Origin of the sequence: Acinetobacter sp. HY1485 (assembly GCF_027568475.1) — a bacterium.
Classification (GTDB): domain Bacteria; phylum Pseudomonadota; class Gammaproteobacteria; order Pseudomonadales; family Moraxellaceae; genus Acinetobacter.
The window spans coordinates 233,328-259,777 of record NZ_JANKZG010000001.1; the positions used below are offsets into that span (position 1 = coordinate 233,328).

At 37.5% G+C, this 26,450-nt stretch carries 24 protein-coding genes and 1 pseudogene; 13 read left to right on the plus strand and 12 right to left on the minus strand.

The genetic code is table 11. The features are described from left to right. Positions 1-107: 107 nt before the first annotated feature. Positions 108-1,424, plus strand: coding sequence for an NCS2 family permease (locus tag PCI70_RS01120; protein ID WP_269913511.1), 1,317 nt, complete (start codon positions 108-110; stop codon positions 1,422-1,424). Positions 1,425-1,427: 3 nt separating this feature from the next. Next, a complete protein-coding gene (locus tag PCI70_RS01125) occupies positions 1,428-2,426 on the plus strand; it encodes an adenosine deaminase (RefSeq protein ID WP_269913651.1) in 999 nt (332 codons plus the stop codon). 12 nt (positions 2,427-2,438) lie between these two features. On the opposite strand, the pseudogene PCI70_RS01130 reads toward PCI70_RS01125, so the two are convergent. After that, a pseudogene (locus PCI70_RS01130) lies at positions 2,439-2,944 on the minus strand (cytochrome b). Positions 2,945-3,069: 125 nt separating this feature from the next. On the opposite strand from PCI70_RS01130, the gene PCI70_RS01135 reads away from it, so the two are divergent. Then, complete coding sequence (locus tag PCI70_RS01135) at positions 3,070-3,423, plus strand: hypothetical protein (RefSeq protein ID WP_269913512.1); 354 nt, start codon at positions 3,070-3,072, stop codon at positions 3,421-3,423. Next, positions 3,420-3,989 carry a ribonuclease HII gene (rnhB, locus tag PCI70_RS01140; protein ID WP_269913513.1) on the plus strand — a complete coding sequence of 190 codons (570 nt, stop codon included), beginning with the start codon at positions 3,420-3,422 and terminating at the stop codon, positions 3,987-3,989. The genes PCI70_RS01135 and rnhB overlap by 4 nt, the downstream gene beginning before the upstream one ends. Before the next feature lie 14 nt (positions 3,990-4,003). Here rnhB and csrA read toward each other — a convergent pair whose 3' ends face one another. The 5 genes from csrA to alaS form a co-directional block, all read right to left on the minus strand. Then, positions 4,004-4,246: a carbon storage regulator CsrA gene (gene csrA, locus PCI70_RS01145; RefSeq protein ID WP_269913514.1), complete on the minus strand. Its 243-nt coding sequence runs from the start codon at positions 4,244-4,246 to the stop codon at positions 4,004-4,006. 142 nt (positions 4,247-4,388) lie between these two features. Next, entirely contained in the window at positions 4,389-5,669 is a 1,281-nt protein-coding gene (locus tag PCI70_RS01150; protein WP_269913515.1) for an aspartate kinase, read from the minus strand. Positions 5,670-5,877: 208 nt separating this feature from the next. Then, a complete protein-coding gene (locus PCI70_RS01155) occupies positions 5,878-7,026 on the minus strand; it encodes a thiamine pyrophosphate-dependent enzyme (protein ID WP_269913516.1) in 1,149 nt (382 codons plus the stop codon). A gap of 48 nt (positions 7,027-7,074) precedes the next feature. Next, positions 7,075-7,512 carry a thiamine pyrophosphate-binding protein gene (locus PCI70_RS01160; protein WP_269913517.1) on the minus strand — a complete coding sequence of 146 codons (438 nt, stop codon included), beginning with the start codon at positions 7,510-7,512 and terminating at the stop codon, positions 7,075-7,077. 122 nt (positions 7,513-7,634) lie between these two features. After that, positions 7,635-10,265, minus strand: a complete 2,631-nt coding sequence (gene alaS, locus PCI70_RS01165; RefSeq protein ID WP_269913652.1) for an alanine--tRNA ligase — start codon at positions 10,263-10,265, stop codon at positions 7,635-7,637. A gap of 167 nt (positions 10,266-10,432) precedes the next feature. Between alaS and PCI70_RS01170 the strand changes: the two genes are divergently transcribed. Continuing rightward, complete coding sequence (locus PCI70_RS01170) at positions 10,433-11,437, plus strand: type I glyceraldehyde-3-phosphate dehydrogenase (RefSeq protein ID WP_269913518.1); 1,005 nt, start codon at positions 10,433-10,435, stop codon at positions 11,435-11,437. Here the strand turns inward: PCI70_RS01170 and PCI70_RS01175 are convergent. Together PCI70_RS01175 and PCI70_RS01180 are read right to left on the minus strand one after the other, a co-directional pair. Next, positions 11,434-11,724 carry an AzlD family protein gene (locus PCI70_RS01175; protein ID WP_442865126.1) on the minus strand — a complete coding sequence of 97 codons (291 nt, stop codon included), beginning with the start codon at positions 11,722-11,724 and terminating at the stop codon, positions 11,434-11,436. The two genes, PCI70_RS01170 and PCI70_RS01175, sit on opposite strands and share 4 nt — an antisense overlap. Beyond that, positions 11,721-12,410 carry an AzlC family ABC transporter permease gene (locus PCI70_RS01180; protein ID WP_442865128.1) on the minus strand — a complete coding sequence of 230 codons (690 nt, stop codon included), beginning with the start codon at positions 12,408-12,410 and terminating at the stop codon, positions 11,721-11,723. Before PCI70_RS01180 ends, PCI70_RS01175 begins: the two co-directional genes overlap by 4 nt. A gap of 130 nt (positions 12,411-12,540) precedes the next feature. Here PCI70_RS01180 and PCI70_RS01185 point away from each other — a divergent pair, with 130 nt between their 5' ends. From PCI70_RS01185 to PCI70_RS01200, 4 genes are all read left to right on the plus strand, one after another. After that, the gene (locus tag PCI70_RS01185; RefSeq protein ID WP_269913520.1) at positions 12,541-12,993 is read left to right on the plus strand and encodes an Lrp/AsnC family transcriptional regulator; all 453 of its coding nucleotides are present in this window, start codon (positions 12,541-12,543) and stop codon (positions 12,991-12,993) included. 123 nt (positions 12,994-13,116) lie between these two features. Continuing rightward, complete coding sequence (locus PCI70_RS01190; RefSeq protein WP_269913521.1) at positions 13,117-14,283, plus strand: ATP phosphoribosyltransferase regulatory subunit; 1,167 nt, start codon at positions 13,117-13,119, stop codon at positions 14,281-14,283. Between the two features lie 54 nt (positions 14,284-14,337). After that, on the plus strand, positions 14,338-15,657 hold the full coding sequence (locus PCI70_RS01195) for an adenylosuccinate synthase (protein WP_269913522.1): 1,320 nt from the start codon (positions 14,338-14,340) through the stop codon (positions 15,655-15,657). A gap of 114 nt (positions 15,658-15,771) precedes the next feature. Further along, on the plus strand, positions 15,772-16,542 hold the full coding sequence (locus PCI70_RS01200) for a M48 family metallopeptidase (RefSeq protein WP_269913523.1): 771 nt from the start codon (positions 15,772-15,774) through the stop codon (positions 16,540-16,542). 24 nt (positions 16,543-16,566) lie between these two features. Here PCI70_RS01200 and PCI70_RS01205 read toward each other — a convergent pair whose 3' ends face one another. Together PCI70_RS01205 and crp are read right to left on the minus strand one after the other, a co-directional pair. Beyond that, the gene (locus PCI70_RS01205) at positions 16,567-17,619 is read right to left on the minus strand and encodes an NADP(H)-dependent aldo-keto reductase (protein ID WP_269913524.1); all 1,053 of its coding nucleotides are present in this window, start codon (positions 17,617-17,619) and stop codon (positions 16,567-16,569) included. Between the two features lie 51 nt (positions 17,620-17,670). After that, entirely contained in the window at positions 17,671-18,342 is a 672-nt protein-coding gene (gene crp, locus PCI70_RS01210; RefSeq protein WP_269913525.1) for a cAMP-activated global transcriptional regulator CRP, read from the minus strand. Between the two features lie 128 nt (positions 18,343-18,470). Here crp and PCI70_RS01215 point away from each other — a divergent pair, with 128 nt between their 5' ends. Then, a complete protein-coding gene (locus PCI70_RS01215; protein WP_269913526.1) occupies positions 18,471-18,890 on the plus strand; it encodes an OsmC family protein in 420 nt (139 codons plus the stop codon). Here the strand turns inward: PCI70_RS01215 and PCI70_RS01220 are convergent. Then, entirely contained in the window at positions 18,877-19,665 is a 789-nt protein-coding gene (locus PCI70_RS01220) for a peptidoglycan DD-metalloendopeptidase family protein (protein WP_269913527.1), read from the minus strand. The genes PCI70_RS01215 and PCI70_RS01220 overlap by 14 nt on opposite strands. Positions 19,666-19,824: 159 nt before the next feature. Between PCI70_RS01220 and clpB the strand changes: the two genes are divergently transcribed. From clpB to PCI70_RS01235, 3 genes are all read left to right on the plus strand, one after another. Next, positions 19,825-22,392, plus strand: coding sequence for an ATP-dependent chaperone ClpB (gene clpB / locus PCI70_RS01225; protein WP_269913528.1), 2,568 nt, complete (start codon positions 19,825-19,827; stop codon positions 22,390-22,392). A 22-nt stretch (positions 22,393-22,414) separates the two neighbouring features. Further along, entirely contained in the window at positions 22,415-22,810 is a 396-nt protein-coding gene (locus PCI70_RS01230; protein ID WP_333473515.1) for an endonuclease V, read from the plus strand. A gap of 151 nt (positions 22,811-22,961) precedes the next feature. Beyond that, the gene (locus tag PCI70_RS01235; protein WP_269913529.1) at positions 22,962-24,191 is read left to right on the plus strand and encodes a DUF945 family protein; all 1,230 of its coding nucleotides are present in this window, start codon (positions 22,962-22,964) and stop codon (positions 24,189-24,191) included. A 31-nt stretch (positions 24,192-24,222) separates the two neighbouring features. Here the strand turns inward: PCI70_RS01235 and rlmKL are convergent, their stop codons facing one another. Next, a complete protein-coding gene (gene rlmKL, locus PCI70_RS01240) occupies positions 24,223-26,421 on the minus strand; it encodes a bifunctional 23S rRNA (guanine(2069)-N(7))-methyltransferase RlmK/23S rRNA (guanine(2445)-N(2))-methyltransferase RlmL (RefSeq protein ID WP_269913530.1) in 2,199 nt (732 codons plus the stop codon). Positions 26,422-26,450 lie beyond the last annotated feature (29 nt).

Below are 26,450 nucleotides of genomic sequence, written 5' to 3' on the forward strand. Positions count from 1 at the left end.
GTTCTTGCTAAAAAAAGCTGCTTTTGCAGCTTTTTTTGATCTGTATTTCTCCAAATGGCATTAAATTTGCTAATTCTGGAGCAAGTAAAATCTAGATAGAGGCTATTATGGCGACTCCTCAACCCTCATTATTAGAGCGTCTTTTTCAGCTAAGTGACAATAAGACTTCTGTAAAAACAGAAGCAGTTGCAGGCTTAACAACGTTTCTAACGATGTGTTACATCATTATTGTAAACCCACTTATTTTGTCTGCAACAGGCATGGATCATGGTGCGGTCTTTGTTTCTACATGTATTGCAGCAGCAGTGGGATGTTTAGTGATGGGGCTTGTCGCTAACTATCCAATTGCACTTGCACCTGGAATGGGACTAAATGCTTATTTTGCTTATTCGGTTTGTATTGGCATGCATGTGCCATGGGAAACTGCTTTAGCTGCTGTGTTCATGTCGGGTATTGTATTTATTCTCATTAGTTTGGTGCGTATTCGAGAGCTGATTGTTAATTCAATTCCAATGTCACTGAAATTTGCAATTGGTGGCGGTATTGGCTTATTTTTGGCATTAGTAGCACTCAAAAATGCGGGTATTATTGCGCCAAACCCTGCAACAACAATGGGCTTAGGTGATTTAAAAGATCCAAAAGCACTTTTAGCAATGCTTGGCTTTTTAATGATTGTCGTAATGCATCATTTACGTGTACGTGGCGCAATTATCATTAGTATATTGGTGGTAACGGCTATTGCTACTTTCATGGGTTTAAATGAATTTAAAGGGGTAGTGGGAGCAATTCCATCTATTACACCAACACTATTTAAAATGGACTTTTCAGGTCTGTTTACAGCAGGTATGGTTGGCGTTATTTTTGTTTTTTTCCTTGTCGATTTATTTGATTCAACAGGCACGCTTGTGGGCGTTGCACATCGTGCTGGTATTATCAAAGATGATGGACACATTCCACGTCTTAAAAAAGTATTGATGGCAGACTCAACTGCAATTGTTGCAGGTGCTGCTTTAGGTACATCATCAACAACACCATATATTGAATCAGCATCTGGTGTTGCTGCAGGCGGACGTACAGGACTCACAGCAGTCTTTGTTGCAATTTGCTTTTTAGGTTGCTTGTTCTTATTTCCATTAGCACAATCTGTACCTGGGTTTGCCACTGCTCCTGCGTTATTGTTTGTGGGCGTTTTGATGATTCAAGGAATCACCAAAATTGAATGGAATGATATTACAGAAGCTGTCCCTGCATTTTTAACAATTGTATTTATGCCATTTGCATATTCAATTGCAGATGGTATTGCAATGGGCTTTATTAGTTATGCACTAATTAAATTATTTACAGGTAAAGCAAAAACTGTCCCTTGGATGGCATGGATTATTGCATGTTTATGGGTATTAAAATTTGCATTATTTGGGGGTTAAATGATGAATCAACTTGAACTTATTCGTGCTTTACCAAAAGCAGAATTACATGTGCATATTGAAGGAACATTTGAGCCCGAGCTTATGTTTGCAATTGCACAGCGTAATAATATAGAAATTCCGTATAAATCAGTTGCCGAAGTCAAACAAGCGTATAATTTCCAGAACTTACAGTCTTTTTTAGATATTTATTATGCTGGTGCAAAAGTTTTAATTCATGAACAAGACTTTTATGATTTGACATGGGCATATTTAGAAAAATGTCATGAAGACCATGTGGTACATACTGAGATTTTCTTTGACCCACAAACGCATACAGACCGTGGCATTGCATTTAAAACAGTACTCGATGGTATTTTGCGCGCATGTCAAGATGCAAAAGAAAAGTTAAGTATCTCTTCTCATTTGATTATGTGTTTTTTACGTCATTTAAGCGAAGAAGAGGCATTTAAAACATTAGAGCAAGCATTACCATACAAAGATCAAATTATTGGAATTGGCTTGGATTCAAGTGAAGTGGGGAATCCACCTGCTAAATTTGAACGTGTATTTGCAAAAGCGCGTGAAGCAGGATTTTTAATTGTCGCTCATGCAGGTGAAGAAGGACCTGCAGAATATGTGTGGCAAGCCTTAGATTTGTTAAAAGTAAACCGTATTGATCATGGGGTAAGTTCAGAGCAAGATCCTGTATTAATGCAACGTTTAGCAAAAGAGCGTATGCCTTTAACAGTATGCCCATTAAGTAATTTAAAGCTTTGCGTTGTTGATGATATGCAACAACACAACATTAAACGTTTGCTTGAGCAAGGGTTGTGCGTAACAGTAAATTCAGATGATCCATCTTATTTTGGTGGATATATGAATGATAACTTTGTTGCCATTTATAATGCGCTCAATTTAAGTGCAGATGATCTCAAAAAACTTGCGATTAATTCTTTTGAAGCTTCTTTTATTGATGAAAAAGAAAAGAAAAAATGGATCGATCAAATCAACGCACTGTAAAGTGCGTTTTTTTTAAAGCATTTTTTTCAATATATTATCTTTGTCAAAAAAATGGTGTTTGAGTGCAGCAAGTATATGTAATAAAACGAGAGCACCTGTAATCCATGCAAAATAAATATGAAAAGGTTTGAAGAATTTAACTAAGTCTTGATTTTTATTAATGAGTTGAGGCAAATTAAATAAATACATAACAGGTGCAGGATGCCCTGCTGTCCAACTAAATAAACAACCAGACAAAGGTAGTAAAATTAAAACGAGATATAGTAAAAAGTGAACAATATTAACAATCTTTTTTCTGAATGTGGAAATGGGCGAATGTAACGCCAAGTAATGCGAAAGATAAAAAGGAAAATAATCAGCGTTGCAATATTTTTATGTAATGTGATTACATCACCTTTAAAGTTTCCATCGACTGCATAAGTTAAAAAATTACCGCTATAAAAACCAATTAACCAAGCCAAAATAAAGATAAATGCTGTGCTCCAATGTAAAAAGCGCGTCAATTTAGGATGTTTCATAAATACATAAAAAAAGTGTTATATACGTCAAATTATAAAAATAAAATATCCATTTGCCAGCTATAAAAATGAGACACTGTGTTTTAAACATGGCAAAATATTAAGCTAGTGAAAGAAGGTGAAATATGAAAAAAATTTTATTAATTGCAATGGGGCTTGGTTTGACAGGCTGTGTGGCAGATGGTAGCTCACAAACTCAACAATTAGGTATGAGTGCAGTAAAAATTGCTGTAAATGCAAAATGCAATTATGAGTTAAATCAGTCAAGTGCATGGCAAACAGCAAGTAAACTAATGACGCAAGAAAAACAACAAACACTACAAAATAATATTTGTGGGTGTGTAAGTGATAAAGCACCACAAAGTGTAACCGCTGTTGATTTGGCAAATGCAGCATTTGATCCAAATTTACGTACAAAAGTAGTCGCAACGGCTGTAGATAAAACAATTAGCCAATGTATGACAGAAGTACTTAAATGATTGCAGGTGTTGATGAGGCAGGACGTGGTCCTTTAGTTGGTTCAGTTGTGGCTGCTGCAGTGATCCTAGATCCTGATCGTCCTATTTTAGGGTTAAATGATTCTAAAAAGTTAACTGAAAAAAAGCGTGAAATGCTCTTTTTAGAAATTAAAGAAAAAGCGTTAGCATGGTCTATTGCAGAAGCAAACTATCAAGAAATTGATGAATTGAATATTTTACAAGCGACTTTTTTAGCAATGAAACGTGCAGTAGAAGGTTTGAAAGTAACTCCACTTAATGTCATTGTAGATGGCAATCAAATCCCAAAAGGAATTGAAATTGCATGTGAGGCAATTATTGGTGGAGATGCAACCCATCCTGAAATTAGTGCAGCGAGTATTTTAGCAAAAGTAACGCGTGATCGTCAGATGGTTGAATTGGATGCAAAATATCCACAATATGGTTTTGCCAAACATAAAGGTTACCCAACAAAAGCCCATTTTGCTGCAATAGAAGCATTTGGGGTGATTGATGCACACCGTAAAAGTTATAAACCCATACAACATGCATTAAAAAGCGACCATTAAGGTCGCTTTTTAAATTAACGATTAAACTTTTCTTGATCAAAAAAAGCGGGTTGAAAATCTTGATCAATCTGTTGTAAATGCTCGTGCATTGCACGCTCATGTTGAATACGTTGGTAAATTTCTTCACGATGTACAGAAACTTCTTTTGGAGCGTTAACACCAATGCGTACTTGGTTGCCTTTGACACCTAGTACCGTCACACTGACTTGATCCCCAATCATTAAAGTTTCTCCGACACGTCGAGTCAGAATCAGCATGTTTATCTCCTTGCTAAACGCTAAACCTGCGAGGAATACTTGTAAAATATTGCGCTAATATAGCAGAGCCACCATATATAAAATAGGGTGACTTGAAAATTTATAGTTAATCCATATAGAAAATATGGATTTTATGTCTAAATTATGCGCGAGCGCTACTAATACCTTGTTCGCGGTCTAATCCAAATGTAGTATGCAATGAACGTACAGCAAGTTCTAAATAGTTTTCATCGATAAGTACAGAAATTTTAATCTCTGATGTAGAAATCATTAAAATGTTGATGCCTTCTGATGCCAAAGATGTAAACATTTTGCTTGCCACACCTGCATGTGAACGCATGCCTACACCAACAATTGAAACTTTAACAATATCGTTGCGAACCGTAACTTCACGTGCATTGATGGCTTTTGCAGTTGTATCTAAAATTTCTTTTGCACGCACAAAGTCGGTACGATTTACAGTAAATGTGAAATCTGTTGTACCATCTTCTTCGATATTTTGAATAATCATATCGACTTCAATATTTGCTGCACTGATTGGTGCTAAGATTTTAGAAGCAATACCAGGTTCATCAGGTACACCTAAAATAGTCAATTTTGCTTCGTCACGATTAAAAGCGATACCTGAAATGATTGGCTGTTCCATATTTTCTTCTGCCTCAGTGGTAATAAGTGTGCCTACATTTTGTTTAAAGTTTTCGTCAAATGCACCATCGTTGTCATTATCAAAACTTGAAAGAACACGCAATGGAACTTGATATTTACCTGCAAACTCCACAGAGCGAATTTGTAAAACTTTAGAACCCAATGATGCCATTTCAAGCATTTCTTCAAATGAGATACGATCAATTTTCTTTGCTTTAGGTGCAACACGTGGATCAGTGGTATAAACCCCATCAACATCTGTATAAATTTGGCATTCATCCGCTTTTAAAGCGGCTGCAAGCGCCACACCTGTCGTATCTGAACCACCACGACCAAGCGTTGTAATATTACCATCAGCATCAATCCCTTGGAAACCTGCAACAACAATTACTCGTCCTGCATCTAGGTCTTCAGATATATTATGTGTATCAATTTCTTCAATACGTGCTTTGGTAAAAGAACTATCCGTTTTAATACAAACTTGACGACCTGTATAAGACTTTGCATCTACACCCAAAGAGTGCAACGCCATAGCTAACATAGAAATAGTTACTTGTTCACCTGTAGACACCATCTGATCAAGTTCACGTGGTGCAGGTGTTTCGGTAATGGCTTTAGCAAGACTTAACAGTCGATTGGTTTCGCCGCTCATTGCTGATACAGCCACAACAACCTTGTGACCATGATCGTGCCAACGTTTTACACGACGAGCAACATTTAAAATGCGCTCGGGTGTTCCCATTGATGTCCCACCATATTTTTGAACAATTAATGCCATTCCGCTTAAACCCTTATTACTATAGAGATAGACAGTAGTGCAGATTTTTGTTTTCCTTATTATGTACATCGCAATGTACATAAGTGAAAAGTACTAAATCCATTAGCAAGCCATAAACTTTGTACTGAGTATATAGCAAGCTAAAAAGTTGAACAATCGTAAAAAGAAACGAATGCTTTTAAATTTATCTCGTTATAAATCATAATGCTTAATTACGATCACCATAATCATAAAGGTTTGCAAGTTTACCAAAACCCTCTAAAGTTTCTGGCATATCAAGCGGATCGAATATAACTTCAACTAAGATAAGATGGTCATGTTTTTTGATATCAATTAAGCAATCTTTTAATTCTGATAAATGAGTTATTTTATACTTTTTGATTGTAGTTTGCGGGTTAAATACATCCGGAAGGTTTAAATACTGCCAATTCTCAATATTATTATAAGAAGAGTGAGTACCTAAAATAGCACGTTCGATAGTGTAGCCTTTATTATTAATAATAAAGATAATAGGTTTAAAATTGAACCGCAATATTGTAGATAGCTCTTGAACCGTTAATTGTAGTGAGCCATCACCAATGAATAGTATTTGGCGTTTTTGTGGTGCAGCAAAAAGCGTTCCTAAAAGTGCAGGCAATGTATAACCGATTGATCCCCAAAGTGGCTGCGATATATATGTAATCTTTTTATCTAAGTTTAAAGTTGTAAGGGCAATATTTGAAGTTCCCATTTCACCTAAAATAATATCTTGATTTTGAATAAATTTTGCAATAACAGGCCAAAAATTTTTATGCTGTAAAACATTTGAAGTAGATACTTCAGGATTAATAGATTCATGTAATGAAATTGGTGCTTTTGGATAAATTTGAATATGCTCAAAAACCTTTTTAAAGCTTAAGTTATAAAAATGCTGATTATTAATATATGTATGATCTTCAAATAAATTAATAAAATTATTTTTAGGAGTGGGGATGGAAAAAAACTGTGTCGTAATATCAGAAAACTTTGCCCCTATTCCTATAATTAGATCAGCCTCTTTAATAAGCTTTAAAGATCTAGTAGAGCCAAAAACACCATGGCAGTTAGCCGTATTTTCATTCATTAAAAATTTTGCAGTTGACATACAAATAAATGGAATATAAGTGTCTTTAAAAAACTGTTCTAAAATAGGGATCAATTTCCAGCGTTCTATTGCTTTATCTAAGATAAAAACAGGTTTTTTAGCTGTATTCACTAAAGCTTGTAAGTGTTCGGTAAAATCTTTATTTTTCTGTGAAAATGTATCTTCAGGATAAAACTTAAGAGAACTATTATCATATTCAACACTATGATTGATAATATCGGATGGAATTTGCAATAAAACAGGTTTTTTCGAAGTTATACAAATTTTAAAGAGTCGATCAATTTATTCAACTGCATTTTGTGGGGTGATATATGCCTGATCAATTGTAAACTCAGATAAACACTTGGATATATTTTTATAATTTCCATCTACTAACGTATGGTGCAGTAGTGCATGATTTTGTATGGCATGCAATGGAGGAACTCCCGATATATGAATGAGAGAAACATCTTCAGCATAGGCACCTGCAATACCATTGATTGCACTTAAATCACCAACCCCATACGTTGTAATTACAGCACCAACCCCATTTATTCTTGCATATCCATCTGCTGCATAACTTGCATTTAATTCATTACAGTTACCAATAAATTGTAAAGTCTCATCTTTTTCTAATAATTCTAAAAAATCGAGGTTAAAATCTCCTGCAACACCAAAGAGATGTTTGATATTAATTTCTTTTAAACGTTTTTTTAGAAAATTTCCTATTGTAATTGGCATTTTATTTTCCTTAATTATAAATATAAGGTAAATAATTTATTCTATTGTGTTAGATGGGTAATAAGTATTTTTGTAATCTTAAATAAATATGGCACTAATAAGTGCCATATTTGAAAGTTTTTCTATTTTTGTTCAAGCCAAGCAGGTAGTGCTTGAAGAACAGAGTTAAACTTCTCATTAAGTGGCGCGCCACCTTGTGCTAAATCAGGCTTACCACCACCTTTACCACCAAGTTCGGTTGCTAGGTGTTTAATAATATCGCCCGCTTTTACTTGAGTTATATATTGTTTTGCAACAGAAGCAAGAAGGCTTACTTTTTCACCTTCTACACCTGCAAGTACAATCACAGCATCTTCTAGTTTAGATTTAACGCTGTCATGTAAGTGACGAAGCGATTTTGCATCTACATTTTGAACAATTGCAACTAAAGTTTGACGTTCTTTAATTTCTACAACTTGGTTCATAAGTTCAGAGGCTTGGAAATTCGCTAACTTTTGATTAAGTTGTTCAATTTGTTTTTGCAATACAGTTGTATGCTCAACAGTTGCTTGTACTTTATCAAATGTTTGATCTTTCTGTGCTTTTAAAATGCTATTAATTTGATAAATTGTTGAGTCAGCTTTTTGGGCAGTTTCAATCGCTTTTTGACCTGTTACTGCTTCAATACGGCGTACGCCTGCAGCCACACCGCCTTCGGAAGTGATTTTGAATAAGCCAATATCACCTGTACGATTAACATGGATACCACCGCACAACTCAATAGAGAAGTTCTTGTCATCAATAATTGAGCCCATGCTAAGAACACGTACTTCATCGCCATATTTTTCGCCAAATAACATCATTGCACCTTTTTCTTTGGCACTTTCAATGTCTAAAAGCTCGGTGCTTACAGCAGTATTAGCAATTACCTCTAGGTTTACAAGGCGTTCAATTTCTTGGAGTTGTTCAAAGCTAACAGGTTGTTCATTTGCAAAGTCAAAACGTAATACGTCTGATGCAACAAGAGACCCTTTTTGTTGTACGTGATTACCTAAAACCTGACGTAACGCGGCATGTAAAAGATGTGTTGCAGAATGGTTGCGCGCAGTAGCTGCACGTAAATTTGCGTCTACATGTGCATTTACATGTTGCTGAACTTCTAAGCGACCAACAGTGACAATACCTTGATGTACAAATGCGTTACCTGATTTTTTAGTATCTTGAACTTCAAAAATACCTGTATCATTTTTAAATGTACCTGTATCGCCAATCTGGCCGCCACTTTCTGCATAAAAAGGTGTTTGATTAAGTACAATTAAGGCTTCTTCACCTTCATTAATTGTCTCAACTTGTTCGCCATCTTTATAGATTGCAATAATCTGACCTTGACCTTGAGTTGCATCGTAGCCATCAAACTGTGTCGTACTGTCTACTTTAACAATACTGTTATAGTCGATATTAAATTTACCTGCATCGCGCGCACGTTGACGCTGTGCTGCCATTTCAGTTTCAAAACCTGCTTCGTCAATAGTAAGTTCACGTTCGCGTGCAATATCAGCTGTTAAGTCAGCAGGGAAGCCGTACGTATCGTAAAGTTTAAATACAACTTCACCCGGAATAACGTTAGTTTTAAGTTGAGCTAATTCAGTTTCTAACACTTTTAAACCTTGCTCAAGGGTTTTAGCAAATTGCTCTTCTTCTTTGAGTAGTGCTGCTTCAATACGTTCGCGGTTTTCAATGAGTTGTGGATAAGCGTTACCCATCACATCAATAAGAGGTTGTAACATTTTGTGGAAGAAACTTCCTGTTGCCCCAAGCTTGTTACCATGACGCACAGCACGACGGATAATACGACGTAATACGTAACCACGTCCTTCATTGCTTGGTGTAACACCATCGGCAATTAAGAACGAGCATGAACGAGCATGATCGGCAACAACGCGTAAAGACGGCTGTCCTTGATCTTCGATACCTACAATTTGTGCTGCTGCTTTAATGAGGTGTTGGAATAAATCAATATCGTAGTTTGAGTTAACGTGTTGTAAAACAGCAGAAATACGCTCTAACCCCATACCTGTATCTACAGAAGGCGCAGGAAGTGGATGTAGTTCGCCATCAGCAGTACGGTTAAACTGCATGAATACGTTGTTCCAAATTTCGATGAAACGGTCACCATCTTCTTCAGGGGTACCTGGTAAACCACCCCAAATGTGCTCGCCGTGATCATAGAAAATTTCTGAACATGGCCCACAAGGACCTGTATCGCCCATTGCCCAGAAGTTGTCTGATGCGTATTTTTCGCCTTTGTTATCGCCAATGCGAATAATACGGTCTGGCGTTAAACCAATATCTTTGTGCCAAATATCAAATGCTTCATCATCTGTATGATAAATCGTCACATACAAACGGTTTTTATCTAAACCTAAAACGTCCGTTAAAAATTCCCATGCAAAATGAATGGCGTCTTTTTTAAAATAATCGCCAAATGAGAAATTACCAAGCATTTCAAAGAAAGTGTGGTGACGCGCAGTATAGCCAACGTTGTCTAAATCGTTATGTTTACCGCCTGCACGTACGCATTTTTGTGATGACGTGGCACGTGTGTAAGCGCGTTTATCTAAGCCCAAAAAGCAGTCTTTAAACTGGTTCATACCTGCATTATTAAAGAGTAATGTGGGGTCGTTTGCAGGCACGAGAGAACTCGAGGCTACACGCGTATGACCTTTGGTTTCAAAGAAATGCAAAAAGGCTTCACGAATTTCAGCTGATGTCATAAAACGTGTACTCACTAACAAGTCACTCCAAAATATATGTATAAGAATAACCATAAATTATAGCGAAAAATTAGGTTTAGACCAATGTTAGTTTTAAGATGAGCCAGTAGTGAGCATTAAAGCTGAATCGTGTATGATCGGGTTTTATTTAAATAAAGGGAATAATCATGCAACAAATCGCAATTAATGGGTTTGGACGAATAGGGCGTAATGTCGTTCGTGCATGGTTTGAAAACCCAAAACCATTTTCGATTGTTGCTATTAATGACATTGCTGATATTGAAACCCTACGCCATTTATTTTTATACGATTCTACACATGGGCGTTTTGATGGTACGGCAGATATTATTTATGAAAAAGAGCATACATATTTAAATATAAAAACTAAAAATCACGAAATGCAAGTTGAGTTTTTTCAAGAAGCTAACCCTGAACAACTTGCATGGCAACACATTGATGTGGTGCTTGAATGTACAGGTTTATTCCGTTCTTATGATGATGCGTCTAAGCATTTAACGGCAGGTGCAAAACGTGTCATTGTAGGGGCTGCCCCATTTGATCGGGTTGATGCCGCAATTGTGTATGGTGTTAATCATCATGAAGTCAAAGCGACAGATAAAATTATTTCAAGTGTTTCTTGTACAACACAAGCGTTAGTACCGTTAGTTAAAGTCATTGAAGAACATTTTGGAATAGAAAGTGCATTAATGACAGAAGTACATGCGGTGACTGCCGACCAAATGGTGCTTGATCATGCTCATCGTGATTTACGCCGTGCGCGCGCATCGGGTTATAACATTATTCCCACGACTTCAAGTGCATTAGGTGCACTCAAACAAGTAATGCCACAAATGGAGAACCGTATCAATGGTTATTCTATTCGTGTACCAACGATTAATGTTGCTGCTATTGATTTAACTTTTGTATCTCAAACTGAATTAACTGCAGAACAGATTAATCGGGTGTTCAAGCAAGCTGCACTACATTCTGAAATTATGGATACAACAGAAGAATACTTGGTTTCAAGTGATTTTAATCATTCACCTTATTCACTTATTGTTGATTTAACACAAACAATGGTGGTTGGACGTCAAGCAAAAGTTTATGCGTGGTACGACAATGAGTGGGGCTATGCAAATCGTTTATTAGATTTATGTGCCTCTTTTAATTAAGGAAGCATATAACGTAAAATTGCAGTTGCAAACATGCTGATAAAAACGGTGGGCAATAGCGAAAAACGTGATGCTGCAATAAGCGTAATGATAATTGCACAGAGATCAGCAGGGTTGTCTTTGACAAAATAAGGTGCAATCACCGAAATTAAAATACAACCCGGCACAACCTCTAAGATTTGTGTTTGTTTAGGCGTAAGTGTTTTATTTTTAAGGCAAGCATAACCTAAAACACGCGTTAAATACGTGGTAAGTGCAATACAAAAAATGGCTAAAATAGTACTCATTCTTCTGATGCTCCTAAAAATACAGCAAAAGCAATACCCGAAAGCGCACCAATAGGAACGTACCACCCTTGTGGTAAGTATAAATAAGCAAGTGCGGCGGTAATTAAACTGATCAGCCATGGTCGAGCCGCTTGTATGCCTTGCCACATTCCCCGTAATAAAACTAAAAATACCGCAGGAAATGCCATATCAAAACCAAAACGATTGATATCTCCTAAAATGGGACCAATATAACCGCCAAGGGTGGTAAACGTGAGCCAAACAATATACAGCGCAAAACATACACCTGCATAAAAACGTAAATTAAAGCCCTGCTGTTTAGCATCTTGCAATCCTGCTGCCCAACTTTCATCACACATAAAAAATAACGCGGTATAGGCTTTTTTATTGGGTAAGTGTTTTAAGTGAGGTACTAAACTTGCACCCATCAATAAATGCCGACTATTCACTAAAAAGGTAATAAAAATAAGCATAAGAAATTGTGGCGGATTGCTCCACATTTCTAAAATGGCAAACTCTGAGCCTCCTGCAAAATTAAGCCCTGTGAGTAGTGGAAGCTCAATTAAATTAAAACCTTTTTGAGTGGCTTGTGTACCTAAGACCAAAGCAAAAGGAATAATACCAACCAACATAGGTACAGAGACTTTTAAGCCACGAATAAAATCTTGATGGGTGGACATTGGCATACAATAGAACAAAAGTAAAAACGCTATTTTATGGTAACTCAAGGAGTGAAAGGCACTAAAATTCACTTTTATTTGCTTTAAATTGGCATGCAATTCTACAATATAGAAGAAAGACAGCATGGGGTGCCAAATGGATCATATTGATAAGAAAATTTTGCAAGTATTACAACAACATGGCAAGTTACCCAATAATGAACTTGCAGAACAGGTTGGGTTATCGCCATCGCCGTGTTTACGCCGTGTTAAGCATTTAGAAGATGAAGGTATCATTCAAAAATATGTAGCATTAGTTGATCCATTAAGCGTGAATTTAGGGCTAACGGTATTTGCAAGGATTTGGTTACGTGGGCAAGACGAAAAAACTGTGAATGAATTTGTTGAGGCGGTAACAGCCTTTTCTGAGGTAGTAGAATGCCAACTCATTGCAGGTGAGTGTGATTTCTTTTTGCGAATTGTTGTTGAGGATTTAGAAGCTTATCGTAAATTTCAGATTCAACATTTAAGTAAAATATCAGGAATTCAAAATGTTAAAACCGAAATTCCTTTGCAACAAATTAAGCAAACCACTGCTTTACCACTGTAAATAAAATTTGTTTAAAACACAGGTGCATGGTAAAAAGTATCATGCTACACTTAGATAAATCGGGTGTGTTCCCGATTTTTTTATGCGAGTTAATTCGCTTTGACCAGATTTTAGGTTTGAGACATGCCAATATCAGAGACATGGTTGCTACCTGATGGGGTGGCAGATGTATTACCAGAACAAGCACATATTATTGAGTCACTTCGTCGACATTCTCTCGATTTCCTCGCATCACGCGGATATCAATTGGTATACACACCATTTATCGAATATATTGAATCTCTTTCATCATTGTCTGAAGCTAATCAAGATTTAGACCTTGTTAGCTTTAAAGTAATTGATCAATTATCGGGTCGTTTACTTGGTGTGCGTGCGGATATTACACCACAAGTGGCACGGATTGATGCCCATGTTCATCCTGTTGATGGCGTGGCGCGTTATTGTTATGCAGGCACAGTTTTGCATACTAAACCACAAAACTTTAGTTCGTCTCGTACTCCATTACAATTGGGTGCAGAACTTTACGGACATGACAGCATTGAAGCTGATGTAGAAATGATTGATGTGATGTTAGGATTGCTTGAAAATGCAGGTGAACTTGAGCATACACATTTAGATTTAGGACATGTCGGCTTATTTAGAAGTTTAGTTAAGCATGCAGGTTTAGATAAGAATACAGAACGTACATTACATGATTTATATCAGCGTAAAGCGTTACCTGAACTTGAAGAACTAACAAAAACTATTGCAAGTGGACAAGACTTTTATGCGCTTGGTCGCTATGCAGGTGATTTAGATGCGTTACAAACGCATTTAAGTGCAGATATTTTAAACGATAAAACATTTAAAAAAGCATTTGATGATTTAAAACAAACCGTACATGCCATTCAAAGCCGTTGGAATGGTTTGCATATTGGTATTGATGTGGTTGAGTTACGTAGTTATCACTACCATACCGGCTTAATGTATGCCGTATATGCACCAAACCGTGCAGCACCACTTGCACAAGGTGGGCGTTACGATGGTATTGGACAACATTTTGGGCGTGCACGTCCTGCGACAGGTTTTAGTTGTGATTTATATGCTTTATGTGCAGGACAGTTTGCAGAAATTCAAACTGTGGTTGCACCTAAAGGATTGGAACAAACACTCATAGAGGCAATTACAGCCGCACGCCAACAAGGCTTACGTGTTGTACAGCTTTTAGGTGACGATGATTTAAGCTCTGTGCCTTTAGCAACCCACCAAATGGTAAATGCGAATGGGCAATGGGTGATTGAATCTGTTTAAGTGCAAACTTAAGCAGATTTTTTTATTTTAACAGCATGATGTGATGAGGCTATTATGGGCAAGAATGTTGTGGTACTGGGTACCCAATGGGGCGACGAAGGTAAAGGAAAAATCGTTGACCTGCTCACTGATCAGGCGGCTGCGGTTGTTCGCTATCAAGGTGGACACAATGCAGGGCATACGCTTGTTGTAGGTGGTAAAAAAACGGTCTTACATCTTATTCCATCGGGTATTTTGCGTGAAAACGTATTGTGCTTAATTGGTAATGGTGTTGTGCTTTCGCCTGCTGCCTTAATTAAAGAAATGGATATTCTAGAAAAAGAAGATGTGCCTGTTAAAGATCGCCTTCGTATTTCGCCAAACTGTCCATTAATTTTACCAAACCATATTGCGCTTGACCAAGCGCGTGAACTTAAACGTGGCAATGCAAAAATTGGTACAACAGGGCGTGGTATTGGGCCAGCGTATGAAGATAAAGTGGCACGCCGTGCAATCCGCGTTGCAGATTTAATTCGTGGTGGCGAAGCATTAGAGCAACAATTACACGAAATGTTAGAGTTACATAACTTTCAGTTAACGCAATTTTATGGTGTAGAAGCTATTGCGTTTGATGATGTGATGGCACTGTGTAATGAATGGCGTGAAGTTTTACGTCCACTTGTGATTGATGTCACTGAAACATTGCATGAGTTCCGTAAAGCGGGCAAACCAATTATGTTTGAAGGTGCGCAAGGTTCTTTACTTGATATTGACCATGGTACTTATCCATATGTAACCAGTTCTAATACTACAGCAGGTGGCGTGAGTTCGGGTTCTGGTTTGGGGCCTTTACACTTAGATTATGTGCTTGGTATTACAAAAGCGTATACCACGCGTGTGGGCAGTGGACCATTCCCAACTGAGCTTGTATATGACGCTGCAAATGATACAGGTGATGCTGTAGGTAAACACTTAGGTGTTGTAGGTAATGAGTTTGGTGCTTCAACAGGTCGTCAGCGCCGTTGTGGTTGGTTTGATGCTGTTATTTTGCGCCGTTCGGTAGAAGTAAACTCATTAAGTGGTATTTGCCTAACAAAACTTGATGTTTTAGACGGCTTAAAAGAAGTTAAAATTTGTGTGGGCTATGAGGATGCAGATTCAGGCTGTGTTGGCTCATCAGATGCTATTTCTTTTGAACACTTAAAACCAATTTACGAAACTTTACCAGGTTGGGAAGGGACGACATTTGGTTTAACTCGTATTGATCAACTTCCAAAAAATGCCTTGGCTTATGTTAAGCGTTTAGAGGAGCTAGTAGGTTGTCCTGTTGATATTATTTCAACGGGTCCAGACCGTGATGAGACGATTATTTTACGTCATCCGTTCTCGGCATAAGCCTAATAAAACCGCAGTTTAGACTGCGGTTTTTTATAAACAAAATTATAATATCTCTTTGTTTTGAATTTATATATGATTTTCCCATAAATTAAGCATGATGGGATTAAAATCATGAAGTTACATCTTATTGTAATGATGTGTATAGTGGGTTTAAGTGGCTGTACCACAATTGCAGATATGTCAGGTGCAGATTCTGCAACATTAAATGCAACATCGGCACAAAGTTTTAGTAAAATGCGCCAAGATGCCCAGCAAAAAGGTACATTAGATACGTCTTCAAGTACTTATAATCGTATTAATAGCGTTCTTGTACGTATGGAACCTTATGCCAATCAAATTAATCAAACAGGACAAGCATTTCAATGGCAGCTTGCTGTTATTAAATCTGATACAGTAAATGCTTATGTTGCGCCTGGTGGTAAGGTTGTCTTTTATACAGGTATTGTCAACAAACTCAACCTCACTAATGATGAGATTGCGGCAGTAATGGGACATGAAATGACCCATGCATTAGAAGAGCATTCAAAAAATAAACTTGGTGCAGATGCGCTAACCAATCTTGCAGTAGGTATTGGTAAGTCTTATGCAGGTAATAACATTGGACAATTTGGTTCTGCGGCAATTGACTTAGGTAAGCAAGTGGGTGTTGGATTACCTTATTCGCGTAATCTAGAAACACGTGCAGATTATGGTGGTTTAATGTTAATGGCAAAAGCAGGATATAATCCACAAGCTGCATTAACGTTGTGGCAAAAAATGAATAGTTTAGAGGGAGCAGGTGGTCCTGTGTTTTTATCAACACATCCATCAAATGGACAACGCATAGAAGCAATGCGTAAGAACTTGCCTGCTGCTATGGCAATATATAATAGTCGGAAATAAAAAAAGGGGGTACCTCCCCTTTTTTTATGGTGCAGGATTAGGCTGTTGAATGTGCACTTGTTCAATTTCAGCTAAAATTTCATGGCTTAGCTGAATTGAAAATGCGCCAATATTTTCTTTAAGTTGTTCTAAATTGGTTGCACCAATAATTGTACTGGTGACAAAGAACTGTTGCTTAATAAAAGCTAAAGCCAACTGCGTGAGAGTGAGCCCGTGTTTTTGTGCAATTTGTGCATATTGCTCAGTTGCCCAATCACATTGAGGGTTGGTGTATCGTGTAAAGCGCGAAAATTTCGTGATACGTCCATTTTGAGGACGTGCCCCATGACGATACTTCCCTGTAAGCATACCAAATGCAAGCGGTGAATAAGCCAAAAGCCCAATATTTTCGTATTTAGAAATTTCTGCCATGCCTACTTCATAGCTACGATTTAGTAGACTATATGGGTTTTGTACAGTTACAAATTTACTCAGATTAAGTTTTTCTGCAACCTGTAAAAACTTCATTGTTGCCCAAGGCGTCTCGTTAGATAGTCCAATATAACGAATTCTTCCTTTTTTAATTTCTTGTTCTAAAGTTAATAAAGTATCTTCAAAGCGTGTCGCATGATGGTTTTCTGCGGTTGCCATCTCATTATTATAGCCTAAGTGACCAAAGAAATTGGTTGTGCGTTCTGGCCAATGGAGTTGATATAAATCAATATAATCTGTTTGCAAGCGTTCTAGTGAGCCATCAATGGCTTGTGAAATATAGTGTTGATTAAAACGTGTTTGCCCATCACGGATATGACCACCACCAAAAGCAGGACCTGCAATTTTAGAAGCTAAAAAGACGTTATTGCGTCCACCGTATTGTTTAAACCACTCACCTATAATACGCTCTGTTGCCCCTTGTGTTTCGGATTTGGGTGGCACAGGATACATTTCGGCAGTATCCCAAAAGTTGACACCTTGTTCTAGGGCATAATGAAGTTGCTGAAATGCTTCAGGCATGGTGTTTTGTTCACCAAAGGTCATTGTACCTAAACAAATTTCTGGAACCTCAATATCTGTATTAGATAAACGATTGTATTTCATATAGATCTCCAGAGTTAAAAAAAGCAAATCAAAGGATTTGCTTTGGAAAATTTATTCTTTTGTACTTTCTAGGGCACTATCGTAAATTAAAATTGCTTTTCCTTCGGTATAAATCATACCTTGTTCTTCTAAAGATTTTAATACACGTCCTACCATCTCTCGGGAACAGCCCACAATACGTCCAATCTCTTGGCGTGTAATTCTAATTTGGCGTCCATTTGGAAGTAACATCGCTTCGGGGTGATTTGCTAAATCAATTAAACAACGTGCAATACGACCTGTAACATCAATAAATGCCAAGTCTGTCATTTTACGAGTTGTATTTTTTAAACGACGCGCGAGTTGTGCAAATACTGCGTAATTTAAATCAGGGTATTCTTTACTCAGCTCAATAAAGTTTTCATATGAAATTTCAGCAATTTCACTGATTTCACGTGTACGTACTTCTGCAGTACGATGAGGTTCTGTTTCAAATAAACCCATTTCGCCAAAAAAGTCACCTGCATTTAGATAGGCAACTACAATTTCACGTTCTTCATCTTCACGTAAAATAACAGAAACTGAACCCTTTAAAATTAAATACAGCGATTTAGATTCGCTTCCAGCTTCAATAATCGTTTTACGTTTTTGATGACGGTTGATATAGGCACGTTTAAGTAAAGCTTTAACCGATTCTGGTAGCTGGTGAGGGGCGAGGGCATCACTTGCAAAGGGGAAAGGCATGTTGTGTATTCCAAAGTATAAAAAAGAAAAGACAGATCAATCTGCCTTTTAGTATGGAAATATCCAAAAAATTTGTGTTAGTGTACAACGCATCAGGTAATTTATAATATTTTTTTTAGGTAGTTGCAATGAAATCAACTGTTCAATGGCTAGAGAATGTTGCATTTGAAGGTAAAACCGAAAGTGGACATCGTATTATGATGGATGGCTCACCTGCATTTGGTGGTGAAAACCGCGGTGCGCGTCCCATGGAGCTCATTTTAACAGGCTTAGGTGGTTGTGCATCGTTTGATATTGTGACTATTTTAAAAAAAGCACGCCAAGATATTCAAGACGTACAATGTGAATTACAAGCAGAGCGTTCTGATGGTATTCCATCTGTTTTTACTAAAATCCATTTACACTTTATTGTAAAAGGAACAAATATCAAAGAAAAACAGGTAGCAAAAGCGGTTGAGCTTTCGGCAGAAAAATATTGCTCTGCAAGTAAAATGCTGTCTGACGGTGGTGTAATCATTACACACGATTTTGAAATTATCGAGCAATAAATAATTGTGGGTCTACACGGGCATCGTTTAGACTCATTCCCCAATGTAAATGTGGCCCTGTCACACGTCCTGTTTTACCCACTTTTGCAATTGCTTCGCCCTGTTTGACGGTTTGTCCTGCTTGTACATCAATTTCGCTTAAATGACATAGCATGGTAATTAAGCCTTGCCCATGATCTATAAATACCGTTTTACCATTAAAAAAGTAATCGCCTGTTTTAACAACTGTACCATCAGCAGGTGCAATGACAGTTTGTCCAACAGGAGCAGGAATATCTAAGCCCGAATGAGGCGCGCGTTCTTCTTCATTAAAAAAGCGTTTTCGTCCAAAAGAATTGCTAAATTTTCCTTTTGTTGGCGCAATAAATTGAGGCAATGTGTTGCTTGGCGTAAATGATGTATAAATTTGATGTTGTTCTTGTGCTTCAGTTTTGTAGCGTTCTAACTGTATAGAAGATGGTTGCACATAACTTTGGTTTTGTAGTTTGATGTGCTGTTCTGCATAAGCATAAGGTTGAACATGAATAGGCACAGATTGTGTGTCTATTTGAGCATATGTTGTGCCAACGGGTGTAGAAAGTGGAATACCCACCACTGCATATTTTTGATTTTGCTCCTGCGTAATTAAAACAGATTGATGATTATAGCTTACCTGTTGTACGTTACTTGGTAGAGGGAGTACAGCAATGCCACCTGCACGCAGTGATTGTTGAGGAAGTTGGGCGTAGGTTGTTGTGCAAAAACAACAGAGTAATAAAATTTTTTTCATAAACATAATTCTAGCTTGAAAACTCAATTTTTGCACAAATATCTATATAGTGCTATATCCAATTTTAAAAGATAAACTACTGAAAAATATTAATTAAATTTCTTGAAAAAAATAATTTGTCCCTCATTTATAAGTTAAGAGAAAACATTGTGAGGAATAAAAATAATGCGATTTGAAAAATTCACAAAAGGCTTAACCAATGCACTTTCATCGGCACAATCTTTGGCAATGGGTAAAGATCACACGGCAATAGAGCCTATCCATATTTTAGCCACATTGCTTAATGAACCTGCAAATTTAAGTCTGTTACAACAAGCAGGGGCAAACTTACCTCAGCTTAAACAACAGTTAGAGCAAGCATTAAAAGATGCACCTACACTGAGTAATCCAACAGGTGATATTAATCTAAGTGCGGAATCTGCAAAAGTTTTAAATTTAGCAGACCGTTATGCTCAAAAAGTAGGTGATGAGTTTGTATCAACAGATTGGGTGATGTTGGCACTGAGTGAGTCGGGTGCGACTAAAAAATTATTAGACAGTGCGGTAAATTTACGCCAAGTCATCGAAAAAATTAGAGGTAACGACAAAGTTATGACAGACAATTATGAAGATCAACGCGACTCTTTAAATAAATACACCATTAATTTAACTGAACGTGCTTTATCAGGAAAACTTGACCCTGTGATTGGGCGTGATGATGAAATCCGTCGTACAGTTCAAGTGTTGTCACGTCGTACTAAAAATAACCCTGTATTGATTGGTGAGCCGGGGGTAGGTAAAACTGCCATTGTAGAAGGTTTGGCACAACGCATCGTAAATGGAGAAGTGCCTGATAGCTTAAAAGGCAAACAAGTCCTTTCGCTCGATTTGGGTGCTTTACTTGCAGGAGCCAAGTATCGTGGTGAGTTTGAAGAGCGTTTAAAAGCGGTTTTAAATGATCTTGCAAAACAAGATGGTCAGATCATTTTGTTTATTGACGAATTGCATACCCTTGTAGGTGCAGGTAAAACTGATGGTGCAATGGATGCAGGAAATATGCTTAAACCTGCACTTGCCCGCGGTGAGTTACGCTGTGTGGGTGCAACCACTTTAGATGAATATCGTCAATTTATTGAAAAAGATGCTGCACTTGAACGCCGTTTCCAAAAAGTATTGGTGGATGAGCCAAGTGTAGAAGATACAATTGCAATTTTACGTGGTTTAAAAGAGCGTTACGAAGTGCATCATGGTGTAAAAATTCTAGATTCTGCCATTATCTCGGCGGCTAAAATGTCACATCGTTACATCACAGACCGTCAACTACCTGATAAAGCCATTGATTTAATTGATGAAGCAGCATCTCGTATTAAGATGGAAATTGACTCTAAACCTGAAGCATTAGATCGTTTAGATCGCCGTATTATTCAGCTTAAAATGCAATTAGAAGCGGTGAAAAAAGACGAAGATAACGGCAGTAAAGGCGAAGTAACGTATCTTCAAAATCAGATTGACGAGTTACAGCGTGAATATGATGATTTAGAAGAAGTATGGCGCAAAGAAAAAACCTTGGTTGAAGGTACAAAACAAGCACAGGTCAAATTAGACCAAGCTCGTATTGCGTTAGAAAAAGCACAGCGTGAAGGAAATTGGGAAGAAGCAAGCCGTTTGCAATATGGCGATATTCCTGAGCTTGAAAAAGCACTCAATCAAGATGAAGTTGCTGAAGAGAACGAAGAACCAAAATTGATTCGTACTAAAGTGACGGAAAACGAAATTGCAGAAGTGGTGAGTGCGGCAACGGGTATTCCTGTGGCAAAAATGCTACAAGGTGAGCGTGAAAAACTTTTACAAATGGAAAGTTTTTTGCATAACCGTGTTGTTGGGCAAGATGAAGCCGTTATTGCTGTGTCTAATGCCGTACGCCGTTCGCGAGCAGGGTTGTCCGACCCTAACCGCCCAAGTGGTTCATTCTTGTTTTTAGGACCAACAGGTGTAGGTAAAACCGAACTTACAAAAGCTTTGGCAAACTTTTTGTTTGATAGCGATGATGCCATGATTCGTATTGATATGAGCGAATTTATGGAAAAACATTCTGTGAGCCGTTTAGTAGGTGCACCTCCAGGATATGTAGGTTATGAAGAAGGCGGTGTGCTAACAGAAGCGGTACGCCGTAAACCATACAGTGTTATTTTGTTTGATGAGGTAGAAAAAGCACATCCTGATGTGTTTAATATCTTATTACAAGTGCTTGATGATGGACGTCTAACAGATTCACAAGGGCGTATTATTGATTTTAAAAATACGGTTATTGTGATGACATCTAACTTAGGTTCACAAGATGTCCGTGAATTGGGTGAAGATGCCCCTGAAGATGATGTACGTACAGTGGTGATGAATGCAGTAAGTCAGCATTTTAGACCTGAATTTATTAACCGTATTGATGAGTTGGTGATTTTTCATTCACTTAAAAAAGCACAAATTCGAGGTATTGCCGATATTCAACTTGCGCGTTTACGTCATCGTTTAGAAGACCGAGAAATTGGTTTACAGATAGATGATAGTGCACTCGACATCTTAATTGATGCAGGATTTGACCCAATTTATGGGGCAAGACCACTCAAACGTGCAATTCAGCAACAGGTTGAAAATAGCCTTGCACAAAAAATCTTGGCAACGGATTTTCAAGCAGGGGATACCATTTTGATTAAAGGCGAAGATGGACAACTGGTGTTTGATAAACTGAAGTTAAATTAATTTATAATGCCCATATCTTAGGATATGGGTTTTTTATGTTGGATATTTTGATAATAAAGATTTAGCAGTAGGTATTGTTTTTGAAAATGTAGAGAGTCAAAAACCTGTTCAGATTTATACTAAAATTATTGATGATATTGCGCTTTATGAGCCGGGTGCTTTTTACAAACGTGAGCTGCCATGTATTTTATCTTTGTTTGAGACCATTTTAGAACCTAGCACAACGGTTGTTGTTGATGGATATGTACATTTGGGGGCTGATCAGAAAGATGGTCTAGGGATGTACCTATACAAACAGGTTCATTTACCTGTAATTGGGGTAGAAAAAAATTACTTTAAAGAAACTCCTAAAGAATGTGAGTTATATCGTGGTACAAGCCAAAAACCTATTTATGTGACAGCTGTGGGATATCCATAAAATCAAGCAAAGAAAATGTATGGTAAAAATAGAATTCCTGATTTGTTAAAATTAGCTGATCGCTATAGCCGTAATCAATCATTATGTTTTTGAAAAATAAAATATTAAAGCGTATAGTATTTGTAAAATTTAGATGATGAGTAAACGGAAAATGTCAGGTAATAACAAGAAAGTGATAGGAATTGTGGCAGGTGTGTTGGTTGTTGGGGGTGTTGTTGGCGGTAATGTTTATGCAGATAAAGAGCTAAAAGCAATCTACAGCATGGATAAACAAGATGGTAAAAAAATTAAATTTAAAAAAGTAGATTATAACGTTGGTACTTTTTCGGGTGATATTATTTGGGAAGCAGAAATTACGGTTGACCCATGTCATCCCGAGCAAAATATTGTAATTAAGGGTAATGATCATGTAACGCGTGGTTTGACAGGTTATGATATTCATTCAAAAATTGATGTAGATGATAACAAAATTAAGCAACTGTTTGATAATAAGCCTGTAGCTACAGTTGATACCCATATTAATTGGTTTGGACAAGCAGATGTACAAGCCAAAAGTCCAAGTTTTATTAAAAACCAAGACCAATTTAAAGTTGATTGGGCAGGGATTGATTTAGCATTTAAAGCCAAAAAAGAAAATGACGATCTTTTCTTTAAAGATATTGTATTAAATATTCCAAATTTGACTGTACAAGAAGGTAATAAACAGTCAATGATCCAAAATATTGTTTATAAAGTAGATCAAAGTTATGCCAATAAATTGATTGCAAGTACATCGGAACTAAGCATTGGATCAATTCAAGCAAATTGGGGTGATCGTTTAGAGCTTAATCAACTCAAATATGCAGGTAATGTTTCTGATAAAAATAATAAATTTTCAGGTACTCAAAAATTTTCTATTCAAGATGCAACATTTGGACAGTATAGGTTAAATAAATTTTTACTCAATACAGAAATTACAGATATTGCGAAAGCAGATGCACAAAAAGCATTTGTTGATATTAATCATTTACAAGAAACGTGTATGTCTGAACAAGACCGTTTAAGTCAATTAGTTAAAGCGGTAAGTCCTTTATTGGAAAAGGGCTTCAAATTTAACTCTAAGCAAAATGTGCTCGAAGTAAATAATCAAAAAGTAACCTTTGATTTTGATGGAACACTGAAGCCAAGTACGTATCCAACAGATTTTGAACAGATGATACGTACAGTGCCACAAAATCTAACGTTTAATTACAGTGCAGAAGTGGATAAAGGCTTTATGCGTTTGATCCGCCCTGAATTGACAGAAAATGATGTCAAACAAATCGCAGATGCTTATCATGCAAAAGTAACCGATCATACATTGGCGTTATCAGGTAAATTTGAAAACGGTAAACTACAATAAAAAAACCGAGGCGATTGCCTCGGTTCTTCTTTTAAACACCGAAATGTTTAATTTTCCAAGAGCGATGGATTTTTTGATTACGTTTGTAATCTAAGCCAATCGTTTCTTGGGTGATTTCTTCAATGTCAAACATGGCTTCAATTTCTTCATCTAACTCAAAACCACGGTAGTTGTTAGAGAAGTAAAGTGTACCGTCTGAACTTAAGCGGTTCATTGCACGTTTAAGCAACGAGATGTGATCACGTTGTACATCAAATGTGCCATAAAACTTTTTAGAGTTTGAGAATGTTGGTGGGTCGATAAAAATAAGGTCGTATGTTTCGTGCCCATCTTTTAACCATTCAAAACAGTCACTTGCAAAGAACATATGTTGTTCATCTGCATGGTCAATCGTTAAACCATTCAGTACAAAATTTTCTTTAGACCAATTGAGATAAGTATTTGATAAATCAACGCTCGTTGTACTTGCTGCACCACCAAGTGCGGCGTGTAAACTTGCTGTAGATGTATAGCTATACAGGTTAAGGAAATGTTTGCCTTTAGCTTCTTGTGCAATACGTAAACGCATCTGACGATGGTCTAAGAACAAGCCTGTATCTAAATAGTCGGTTAAATTGACTAAAATTTTAGCTTTACCTTCACGTACAATAAAGCGTTTAGAGGCTGTACTTTGTTTTTCGTACTGATTTTTACCCGCTTGCTTAGCACGCGTTTTGATAAAGATAGCATCGCGATTTAAACCTGTTACAGCACGAATTACTGCTAGCGCTAAGTTAAATCGTTTTTTTGCTTTTTCAGGGTCAATTTGTTTAGGTGGTGCATATTCTTGTACATGTAAACGATCGCCGTATAAATCAACTGCTACGTTAAAGTCAGGTAAATCTGCATCGTACAAACGTAAGCAATAAATATTTTCTTTGACTGCCCATTTTTTGAGTGCCGTCATATTTTTTTGCAAGCGGTTTGCAAAGTCTTGTGCACCTTCAATTTCGACAGGTTGTGCTTGCCAATTTACTAAAAACGGTTGTGCACTTGCAGATGGCTTAACATGACCAAAACGGACATAAATTGGCAGTTTACCATTCATTAAACGAAGCGTTTGAGGCTCTGCAAACGCTAAAACATCGGCTTGTTCAACTTGCGATGCAATCACGGCAGCATATTGATTTGGGAAATAGTCTTGTAAAAGTGCTGAAATCCCTTGATATAACGCACGGTTAGATGCTTTTTCACCTAAACGCTCACCATACGGTGGGTTGGTGACAATAAAAGCATTCCCACGTTCAGGAAAATCGCCCCAATCGGCAAGTGTGCGTTCTTCTAGCTGAATATGGTCTAAAACACACTCAAATCCTGCGGCAATGATATTTTGACGCGTGGCTTTAATGGCATCCCAATCGGCATCAAAGGCATAAAACTGTGGCAGTGGCTGTTCTAATGCTTGTGCATGACGCTCAGCAGCTTCCGCTTTAATGCTCATCCACAATTCATGGTCGTGTCCATGCCAACCGTTAAAGCCAAAACGACGCACTAAACCTGGCGCACGGTCGGTTAAAATCATTAAAGATTCGATAATAAATGTACCCGAACCACACATTGGGTCAAGTACCATATCAGGTTGGCGATTTTTTAAATCTGCTTTGTGCAAAATGGCTGCAGCAAGGTTTTCTTTAATCGGTGCATCGGTCATGAAGCGACGGTAGCCACGTTTATGCAGTGAATCACCTGATAAATCTAAGCAGTACGTATGCGACGTTTTACCTGCTTGAACGTACATGGTAATTTCAGGTTGTTTTGTGTCGATACTTGGACGGCGCCCCACCGCTTCCATAAAGCTATCGACCACGCCATCTTTGACACGTAAAGTTGCAAATTGGCTGTTTACTTTAATGTCACGGTCGATATGAATACGAATGGCAAATGTACTTTGTGGTGCAAAAATTAAAGACCAATCAAAGTTTACGGCACCTTCGTAAAGTTCTTCTGCCACGTCACGAGCATCAAATGTATGGTCAAGTACGTGTTCGTGTATAGGCAATACCACGCGTGATGCCAAACGTGACCACATGCAAATACGGTAAGCTGTTTCTAATGTCCCTTTGAAAATTAAGCGTCCAGCTTTACGCTCTACATTCGTTGCACCAAGCTGAGCGATTTCTTCTTCGAGTAAGAGCTCTAAGCCATCGGCACAAGTAACCCAATATGTAGACAAACGTTGCGATGAATTCATGCAAACTTCCAAACCAAACAAGCAAAGAG

Bases quoted from the DNA above. Each gene is read 5' to 3' on its own strand.
- PCI70_RS01135 (WP_269913512.1), top strand. From the start codon at position 3,070: ATGAAAAAAATTTTATTAATTGCAATGGGGCTTGGTTTGACAGGCTGT.
- PCI70_RS01120 (WP_269913511.1), top strand. From the start codon at position 108: ATGGCGACTCCTCAACCCTCATTATTAGAGCGTCTTTTTCAGCTAAGT.
- PCI70_RS01235 (WP_269913529.1), top strand. From the start codon at position 22,962: ATGTCAGGTAATAACAAGAAAGTGATAGGAATTGTGGCAGGTGTGTTG.
- PCI70_RS01200 (WP_269913523.1), top strand. From the start codon at position 15,772: ATGAAGTTACATCTTATTGTAATGATGTGTATAGTGGGTTTAAGTGGC.
- PCI70_RS01125 (WP_269913651.1), top strand. From the start codon at position 1,428: ATGAATCAACTTGAACTTATTCGTGCTTTACCAAAAGCAGAATTACAT.
- PCI70_RS01170 (WP_269913518.1), top strand. From the start codon at position 10,433: ATGCAACAAATCGCAATTAATGGGTTTGGACGAATAGGGCGTAATGTC.
- alaS (WP_269913652.1), bottom strand. From the start codon at position 10,265: ATGACATCAGCTGAAATTCGTGAAGCCTTTTTGCATTTCTTTGAAACC.
- PCI70_RS01150 (WP_269913515.1), bottom strand. From the start codon at position 5,669: ATGGCATTAATTGTTCAAAAATATGGTGGGACATCAATGGGAACACCC.
- PCI70_RS01205 (WP_269913524.1), bottom strand. From the start codon at position 17,619: ATGAAATACAATCGTTTATCTAATACAGATATTGAGGTTCCAGAAATT.
- rnhB (WP_269913513.1), top strand. From the start codon at position 3,420: ATGATTGCAGGTGTTGATGAGGCAGGACGTGGTCCTTTAGTTGGTTCA.
- PCI70_RS01190 (WP_269913521.1), top strand. From the start codon at position 13,117: ATGCCAATATCAGAGACATGGTTGCTACCTGATGGGGTGGCAGATGTA.
- PCI70_RS01175 (WP_442865126.1), bottom strand. From the start codon at position 11,724: ATGAGTACTATTTTAGCCATTTTTTGTATTGCACTTACCACGTATTTA.
- PCI70_RS01180 (WP_442865128.1), bottom strand. From the start codon at position 12,410: ATGCCAATGTCCACCCATCAAGATTTTATTCGTGGCTTAAAAGTCTCT.
- csrA (WP_269913514.1), bottom strand. From the start codon at position 4,246: ATGCTGATTCTGACTCGACGTGTCGGAGAAACTTTAATGATTGGGGAT.
- PCI70_RS01185 (WP_269913520.1), top strand. From the start codon at position 12,541: ATGGATCATATTGATAAGAAAATTTTGCAAGTATTACAACAACATGGC.
- rlmKL (WP_269913530.1), bottom strand. From the start codon at position 26,421: ATGAATTCATCGCAACGTTTGTCTACATATTGGGTTACTTGTGCCGAT.
- PCI70_RS01160 (WP_269913517.1), bottom strand. From the start codon at position 7,512: ATGCCAATTACAATAGGAAATTTTCTAAAAAAACGTTTAAAAGAAATT.
- clpB (WP_269913528.1), top strand. From the start codon at position 19,825: ATGCGATTTGAAAAATTCACAAAAGGCTTAACCAATGCACTTTCATCG.
- crp (WP_269913525.1), bottom strand. From the start codon at position 18,342: ATGCCTTTCCCCTTTGCAAGTGATGCCCTCGCCCCTCACCAGCTACCA.
- PCI70_RS01195 (WP_269913522.1), top strand. From the start codon at position 14,338: ATGGGCAAGAATGTTGTGGTACTGGGTACCCAATGGGGCGACGAAGGT.
- PCI70_RS01215 (WP_269913526.1), top strand. From the start codon at position 18,471: ATGAAATCAACTGTTCAATGGCTAGAGAATGTTGCATTTGAAGGTAAA.
- PCI70_RS01220 (WP_269913527.1), bottom strand. From the start codon at position 19,665: ATGTTTATGAAAAAAATTTTATTACTCTGTTGTTTTTGCACAACAACC.